General features: G+C 40.6%; 8 protein-coding genes. All 8 read left to right on the top strand.

The features are described 5' to 3' along the window. Positions 1–399: 399 nt before the first annotated feature. The 8 genes from G4417_RS07795 (at position 400) to G4417_RS07760 (ending at position 7922) form a co-directional block, all read left to right on the top strand. Complete coding sequence (locus tag G4417_RS07795; RefSeq protein ID WP_020993243.1) at positions 400–1602, top strand: TlpA family protein disulfide reductase; 1203 nt, start codon at positions 400–402, stop codon at positions 1600–1602. After that, positions 1603–1767: a CD1871A family CXXC motif-containing protein gene (locus tag G4417_RS07790; protein ID WP_008705440.1), complete on the top strand. Its 165-nt coding sequence runs from the start codon at positions 1603–1605 to the stop codon at positions 1765–1767. It begins immediately after the preceding gene. Further along, complete coding sequence (locus G4417_RS07785) at positions 1768–2679, top strand: 4Fe-4S binding protein (protein WP_330598232.1); 912 nt, start codon at positions 1768–1770, stop codon at positions 2677–2679. A 253-nt stretch (positions 2680–2932) separates the two neighbouring features. Next, the gene (locus G4417_RS07780) at positions 2933–3871 is read left to right on the top strand and encodes a helix-turn-helix transcriptional regulator (RefSeq protein ID WP_243268842.1); all 939 of its coding nucleotides are present in this window, start codon (positions 2933–2935) and stop codon (positions 3869–3871) included. 7 nt (positions 3872–3878) lie between these two features. Then, positions 3879–4388: a hypothetical protein gene (locus tag G4417_RS07775; protein ID WP_330598231.1), complete on the top strand. Its 510-nt coding sequence runs from the start codon at positions 3879–3881 to the stop codon at positions 4386–4388. A gap of 327 nt (positions 4389–4715) precedes the next feature. Next, complete coding sequence (locus G4417_RS07770; RefSeq protein WP_055054103.1) at positions 4716–6005, top strand: ABC transporter substrate-binding protein; 1290 nt, start codon at positions 4716–4718, stop codon at positions 6003–6005. A 197-nt stretch (positions 6006–6202) separates the two neighbouring features. Beyond that, entirely contained in the window at positions 6203–7102 is a 900-nt protein-coding gene (locus tag G4417_RS07765; RefSeq protein WP_118670290.1) for a carbohydrate ABC transporter permease, read from the top strand. Beyond that, on the top strand, positions 7095–7922 hold the full coding sequence (locus tag G4417_RS07760) for a carbohydrate ABC transporter permease (protein WP_020993239.1): 828 nt from the start codon (positions 7095–7097) through the stop codon (positions 7920–7922). The genes G4417_RS07765 and G4417_RS07760 overlap by 8 nt, the downstream gene beginning before the upstream one ends. Positions 7923–8028 lie beyond the last annotated feature (106 nt).

Genomic DNA, 8028 nt, shown 5'->3' with positions numbered 1-8028 from the left:
AAGAACCGCGGGACACGCGGGGATAGCCTGTTTTAGCTTTGCCCTGAAGGGCAATTGAGCAGGAAGCCCCCACTTCAAAATCTGTAAGATTTAAGTGGCGAGAGCATGTCACCAAGTTTCAGATTTGTCTGTGACTGGCCATGAAATAAAATTTTGAAAAAAGTTATTTTCTTAACACAGATTTTATTTCTCAGATGCTATAATGTGTGCATATCAATAAAACGATGTCTGTTATGCGGGGACAAAATCCAAATCTGCGGACAGACATAAGGAATTAACCAATTAAACTGTGAAGCAGTTATTTGGTTAGGAGCAGGTAGAGAAGTGTATGTTTTTATCGGCTTGGCTTAAAAGTAATATAAAATCATAACAGTAAAAAATGAAGGGAGCTTACTTATAATGAAAAACAGAAGAATGAGATTAATGGCGATTTTTGCAGCAGGTGTATTAAGTGTGACATCTATGGGAGGTATTGTAACTGCACATGCAGAGGAAACTCTTTCAGTGCCTGCAGAGGAAGCCGGTGCAGGTGCGGTTCAGATGGATGGAAAGGATGCTCAGGCAGCAGAAGATGGCAGTGTGGCAGCTTCCGAAGGTCTGATCGCAGGATCCTTCAAACCGTCAGAGATTGCTCAGCCTGCACAGGATACTTATGAGTATCCATTTCTTGGAATGAAATTAGGGATTTCCAAAGACCTGAAAGAGCAGATGGAGAAGAAGAACATTTCCATGTTCACAGATGAGAGATGGAATGACAATGCAGATGCAGTCACATATGCCACAGCCAGCTGGTGTACCCTGACAGATGAGCAGAAGGATGCAGAGGTGGACAAGATGGGCACCGGATATGATGACTGGCTGAAAAGTCTCAGCAGAGTAGGTGTGATCGGAATGTATGATGAGGAATCCCAGAAAGATCTGGATACGATTACCGGCTGTACAGAGCATAAAGAACTGGGCACCAGCAGTGATGGCAAATATAAATATTATCTCAGCACAAACAAGGATGCGGATGCAGACCTGTTAAAGGATGTGGAGGGGATTGAAGTAACACTTACAGAAATGACCCCGTTCCAGATGCTTTCTGCATTTGATCAGCCGCAGGATACTTCTGACAGTACAGAGGCAGCTGAAGGAACAAATGTAGGCAAATTTGAAACAACAGGAGTTGATGGAAAAACTTACACACAGGATATCTTCAGCAAATATGATCTGACTATGGTAAATATTTTCACCACCTGGTGTTCTCCATGTGTCAATGAGATTCCTGATTTGGAGAAGCTTTATCAGGAGATGAAGGATAAAGGAGTAGGAGTAGTAGGCGTGACACTGGATACAGTAGGCAGTGATGGAAAGCAGGATGAGGAAGCAGTGAAAAAGGCTCAGGTACTTCAGGAGAAAACAAAGGCATCCTATCCATTCCTGATCCCGGATTCCGGAATGATGAACGGACGTCTCAATGGAATCTCTGCTTTCCCGGAAACATTCTTTGTTGACAAAAACGGAAATATTGTAGGTGAGACCTACTCCGGAAGCCACAGTCTGGACGAGTGGAAAGAGATCGTGGAAAAAGAGCTGGAGAATGTCACAGAGGGAAAATAAATGAATAAATTAAAAACCAGCAAAATATGGAACAGTAAATGGCCGGCGCTGATTCTTATGCTTGTGGGAGTCTGCTTTATGGGATATGGGATTTTCCGCGGAGAGCTGGCAGTGGTGTTTACAAAAGCCATTAATATCTGTATGGAATGTGTAGGAATAGGATAAATGAGTAATCAAAAGAACAGCGATAACAAAAGTAATAAGAAACAAAACACAAAAAATATGAAGATTAATGAGTGGCCTCGCCACGGAATCCAGGCACTGTGGGCGTTCATTACGAACAGTCATGTTACCGGCTTTGTCACAGGCAAAATTTACACAGGCAAATTGAAAAATGCCTGTGTTCCGGGCCTGAACTGTTATTCCTGCCCCGGTGCTGTTGGCGCCTGTCCTATCGGTTCTCTTCAGGCTGTGATAGGGAGCTGGAATTTCAAGATGGCTTATTATGTGGTGGGATTTCTTATCTTCATTGGAGCTATGGTGGGAAGGCTGATCTGCGGTTTTCTCTGCCCCTTTGGACTGATCCAGGATCTGCTGAATAAGATTCCATTTCCTAAGAAAATTCGTACATTCAAGGGAGATAAACTGCTTCGTAAGCTGAAATATGTGATTTTCGCAGTATTTGTAATTTTGCTTCCATTGTTTCTGGTGGATATTATGGGACAGGGGGCACCCTATTTCTGCAAACTAATCTGCCCGGCAGGAACACTGGAGGGCGGACTGCCGCTGGTACTTCTGAATAAATCCATGCGCAGTGCACTGGGCTGGCTGTACATATGGAAGAATGTGATCCTTGTCATAACAATCATTCTCTCCATTTTAATCTACCGTCCGTTCTGCAAATATATCTGTCCTCTGGGGGCATTTTATTCCGTCTTTAATCCTGTTTCCCTGTATAAATACAGAGTGGATAAGGATAAGTGTATAAAATGCGGAAAATGTGCAAAAGCCTGCCAGATGATCGTAGACCCTGTGGAAAACTCCAACAGTTCGGAATGTATCCGCTGTGGAAGATGCCGCAAAGTCTGTCCGACAGATGCAATCCAGTGTGGAATCAGAAGAAAACCACAATCATGAAGAAAATAAAGTGATACTAGAGGTATGTATAGAACTGCTATCAGTCAAAATTATTCGGGTTCAGCCATGAGCCTGTGAATAAAAAGATTGATAATAACAGATATGGAAAAGGGATACCTGACAGACTATAAAAAGTAGTCTGCCAGGTGTTTTTGTATGTTTTTGTTGGAAAATGTACAAAAATATCGAAAAATATATAAAAAACTGGTAAAATCATATTGTGAAAATACAGAACAGAAAATGAGGTGACTGTATGGCAAAGAAGAGAAAAAAACCGAAGATGGAATTCCGTTATTATCAGATGCCTGTCGGAAGTCCGATCCTGGCTCTTCTGGGACAGAAGTGGGTTCAGAATTATGGAAATGATGTGGATTATCTTCATTTTCATAATTATCTGGAGATTGGTTTCTGTTACGAAGGGGATGGATTTATGGCGTTTGGTGAGGCTAAAATGCGGTTTTCGGGAAGAGAATTTACGGTGATTCCACCCAATTATGCTCATACGACTAACAGTGATCTGGGTACGGTGAGTAAATGGGAGTATCTTTTCATAGATGTGGAAGGTTTCATGAAAAAATTTCTGAACAATCCGGTAAAGGCTGAAAAAATGATTCAGAGAATATATTCTAAGGCTTTATTTCTGAAAGAGAATGAGTCCCCCTCTATAGCTACAAAAATTCTTAAGATCATGAATATCATGCGTGAGGGAGAAGAATTTTATATTGAAGAATCCAGTGGAGTTCTTGCGGCATTACTAGTAGAAATTGCCAGACTGAACCGGGCTTCACCGGAAGACAGGGTGGAAGAGGAAACAGGGAAACTTACAAATATGATCACCCGCGTACTGGATTTTGTTTCTTATCACTATATGGAGGATATCCGGATAGAGGATCTGGCGAAGATCTGCCATATCAGTGAAACTCATTTCAGAAGAGTGTTTACATCGCATATGAAGGTAAGTCCTCTGGAGTATATTAATTCTGTGCGGATTCATACTGCCTGTGAATTTCTGCAGAAAACAGATATACCGGTGGCAGATATTGCGCACAAATGTGGTTTCACGACCAATTCAACGTTTAACAGGAACTTCAGACAGATAATGGGAGTGACTCCGGTTGAATGGAGAAAGCGGCCGGAGAATTATGAACAGCAGCTTTTGGATTTCGATATTCATTCAGAGGAAGGATGGTAAAAAAGTTATGAACTATAAGATTGTGGAGCAGGTATCAAGAAAGAAAAAGAGTATGTCCGGAGTCCTGCGTGTGGTAATGATTGTTTTTGCAGTGCTTTTTGTGGTTATGGGAATCACGATTTCCCAGGCATTTATGCTTCCGGGATTTCTGCTTGCGGGGCTGTATTTTGTCTTTGATATATTCAGTCAGAAGGATTATGAATACATGATGGAAAACGGTCAGTTTGAAATAGATGTGATCTATGGCAAGAAGTATCGCAAAACAGCTCATATACTGGAACTGAGTAATCTGGAGACAGTGGCACCGCACTGGCATGAAAGTGTTGCAAGGTACAAAAAGAATGGTGGAACGGAGAAGCTGAAAAAATACGATTATACCTCTTATGATGAAGATACTCCTTATTATACAATGATCATCCGGGAAGACGGGCACAAAATAAAACTGCTTCTTGATCTTAATGAGGAACTGCTTCATGCGATGAAAACACAATATCCTGAAAAAGTCTATTTTGCATAAAATGAATTAAAAACTGTAAAATATGTACAAAAATTGAACGGAAAATTTATGAAATAATAACAAAGGTCATTTTTAAAGACAAAAATATATATTTTTTTGTCCATGAAAGTGGCCTTTGTTATTAAAATTACATAGTAAAAACATAGTAAATGAGAAAGTGAACAAAAAATATATTTTTAAATATTTTTAATAGTGCAAAATACATAAAATGGTCGAAATTGCACATTATGTGTGCGGTTATGCAAACTATACCTGAAAATCGGATGCTATAATCAACTTACAAGCGATTCGGAAGAAAGAATAAGCTTAATAAAGGAGGATATAAATATGAGAAAAAAATTACTCGCAGTATTAATGACCGGTGCTATGGTAGCATCCTTTGCAGGATCAGCTACAGCTGTTTTTGCGAAATCTGATGATGACAACAAGTTAACTGTATGGGCGTGGGATCAGAACTTCAACATCAAATCCATGCAGATCGCAGCAGATCAGTATGCAAAAGATCATGAGGGATTTTCTGTAGATATCGTAGAGACATCTTCTGATGACTGCCAGACTAAACTGACAACAGCAGCAAATGCAGGAGATTACAGCACACTTCCTGATATCGTTCTTATGCAGGACAACAGCTATCAGAAATATCTGAAGAGCTATCCGGATGCATTCACAGATCTGAAAGATATCAACATTAACTGGGATGATTTTGGTAAACTGAAACAGTCCTATTCCATGGTAGATGATACACACTATGGTGTTCCGTTTGATAATGGCGCTGTTATTGCATGCTATCGTACAGATATCCTTGACGAGGCAGGATATACTATTGATGATCTGACAGATATCACATGGTCCAAGTTCATGGAAATCGGTAAAGATGTTCATGAAAAAACCGGAAAATATCTTCTTACAAGTGAAGCTACAGGTGGCGATACTCTGATGATGATGATGCAGTCCTGCGGAGCTAACTTCGTAAACGAAGATGGCGAAGCTTACATCGTAGGCAATGAAGTTGCAGAGAAATGCATCAATCTTTATGTAGATCTGGTTAAGAATGACGTTGTTAAACTTGTAAATAACTGGGATGAATATATCGCTACTATTACAGGCGGTGAGGCAGCAGGTATTGTAAATGGTAACTGGATCACAGCTACTCTGATGTCTACAGAAGATCAGAAGGGTCTGTGGCAGATCACAACAATGCCTAAAGTAGACGATGTTGATACAGCTACAAACTATGCAAACAATGGTGGATCTTCCTGGTATGTTACATCCAACTGCCAGAATGTAGAACTTGCAGAAGATTTCCTTGCAAGTACATTTGGTTCCAGCACAGATTTCTATGATGCAATCCTTCCGGAAGCAGGTGCAATCTCCTGTTATCTGCCGGCAGGTGAATCTAAGGTTTACAACGAGCCAAATGAATTCTTTGGTGGACAGCCAATCTTCTCCACAATTGTAGAATACTCTTCTCATATTCCGGAGTTCACAAAAACACCGTATCATTATGAAGCAAGAGAATGCGTCAACACAGCAGTTGTAAATATCGTAAACGGCACACCTGTAGAAGATGCCCTTCAGGAAGCTCAGGATACTCTGGCATTCAAGATGACTGAATAAATTCTGATCGCAGGATCAGATGATGTCAGGATTGCGGGAACAGTGAAACTGTGAAGCAATCTGTAGACAGTGATTAAGTGAATGAAAACAGGTAAGTGCGGGGGACTGCCAGCAGTCCCCCATCTTACTGCAAAGAGTTGGTAATTGTCCGGCAAAATGCTGAACAGTTACAGAGTTTTTTGAAAGGAGGAGTTCACGTGAATTCTAAGAAAAAAGGTATGTCTCTGCTTGGCAAGCAGAGGGCAGCAGGATGGACGTTCCTGGCTCCTGCAACTATCATGATCGCGATCATGAGCTTTTATCCAATGATACGTGCATTTATCATTTCCCTGCAGACCGGAGCCGGAGCAAATATGAGATTTGCAGATCCGATCTTCAGCAACTATAAACGTATTCTGGCAGACAAGGTATTTCAGCAGTCTATTGTAAATACATTCCTGTATCTGATCATTCAGGTGCCGATCATGCTGGTACTGGCAATTCTTCTGGCGCAGCTTCTGAATAACAAAGATCTGAAATTTAAGGGATTCTTCCGTACCTGTGTATTTCTGCCATGTGCAACATCCCTGGTATCCTATTCATTGATCTTCCGTTCCATGTTTGCTACAGATGGTCTGATCAACAGTATTCTGATCAAACTTGGAATCTTATCTACCGGCTATAATTTCCTGGGGAATTCCGCCAGTGCCAAGATTGTAATTATCCTTGCGCTGATCTGGAGATGGACCGGATATAACATGGTATTCTATCTGGCAGGACTTCAGAATATTGAATATTCTGTATATGAAGCAGCCAAGATTGATGGCGCCAATGGCTGGAAGACTTTCTGGAAGATTACTGTTCCGCTTCTGAAACCGACAATTATTATGACATTTATTATGTCAATTAATGGTACACTGCAGTTGTTCGATGAGTCTGTCAACCTGACAAAGGGTGGACCGGCAAACTCAACAATCACAATGTCCCACTATATTTACAACACATGTTTTATTAACGTACCAAACTTTGGATATGCAGCAGCAATGTCATTTATCATATTCATTATGGTAGCTGTACTTGCATTTATTAATTTGAAAGTAGGTGATACACGTGACTAAGAAAAACAAATCAGCCATTCAGAGAAGATTGATTCCAACCTATATTTTTCTGATCATCGTGTCATTTATTTCAGTATTCCCGTTATACTGGATGATTTCAGCTGCAACTAATACATCCACAGATGTATCACGTGGACGAATTATTCCGGGAAGCCATTTTATGGAAAACTTCCGTAATCTTACATCCCAGCAGCCACTGTGGAGAGCACTTGGAAACTCTTTCTTTTATGCAATCCTTACTACAGTGATCTGTCTTCTGATCTGCTCTATCGCAGGTTACGGATTTGAAGTTTACCATGATAAGTGGAAAGACAGAGTATTTTCAATCCTGCTTCTGGCTATGATGGTTCCGCAGGTTGCAACTATGGTTCCGTTATTCAAAATGTTCTCCAAGGCAGGACTTTTGAATACAGCAGTAGGTTTTATCCTTCCGATTATTTCCACGCCGTTTATGATCATGATGTTCCGTCAGAATGCCAGATCATTCCCGGTTGATATTATTGAAGCTGCACGTATTGACGGACTCAGCGAAGTAAGGATTTTCTTCCAGATGTTCATTCCTACAATGAAATCTACATATGCGGCAGCTGCTGTTATTACCTTTATGAATGCATGGAACTCTTATCTGTGGCCAAAGGTAATCATGACAGACAACAAGGCAATGACCATGCCAATGCTGATCGCCAACCTGATCACAGGTTATGTGACAGATTATGGTATGCTGATGTGCGGTGTATTGTTCTGTTCTATTCCTACAATGATCGTATTCTTTGTATTACAGAAACAGTTTGCAGAAGGTATTACCGGAGCAGTCAAATAAAAAAATTGAAAAAGAGAACACCCGGCAGATTACGAAAAGTAATTTTGCCGGGTATTTTTTGCCTGTTTATAAATAAATACATTCAAATTTGAGTAGGCATACAGGA

Origin of the sequence: Blautia wexlerae, from assembly GCF_013300825.1 — a bacterium.
Lineage (GTDB): Bacteria > Bacillota > Clostridia > Lachnospirales > Lachnospiraceae > Blautia_A > Blautia_A wexlerae_B.
This window is presented reverse-complemented; position numbering and strand designations above follow the sequence as displayed.

Coding starts and splice junctions, on each gene's coding strand:
- G4417_RS07795 (WP_020993243.1), top strand. CDS start 400: ATGAAAAACAGAAGAATGAGATTAATGGCGATTTTTGCAGCAGGTGTA.
- G4417_RS07790 (WP_008705440.1), top strand. CDS start 1,603: ATGAATAAATTAAAAACCAGCAAAATATGGAACAGTAAATGGCCGGCG.
- G4417_RS07785 (WP_330598232.1), top strand. CDS start 1,768: ATGAGTAATCAAAAGAACAGCGATAACAAAAGTAATAAGAAACAAAAC.
- G4417_RS07780 (WP_243268842.1), top strand. CDS start 2,933: ATGGCAAAGAAGAGAAAAAAACCGAAGATGGAATTCCGTTATTATCAG.
- G4417_RS07775 (WP_330598231.1), top strand. CDS start 3,879: ATGAACTATAAGATTGTGGAGCAGGTATCAAGAAAGAAAAAGAGTATG.
- G4417_RS07770 (WP_055054103.1), top strand. CDS start 4,716: ATGAGAAAAAAATTACTCGCAGTATTAATGACCGGTGCTATGGTAGCA.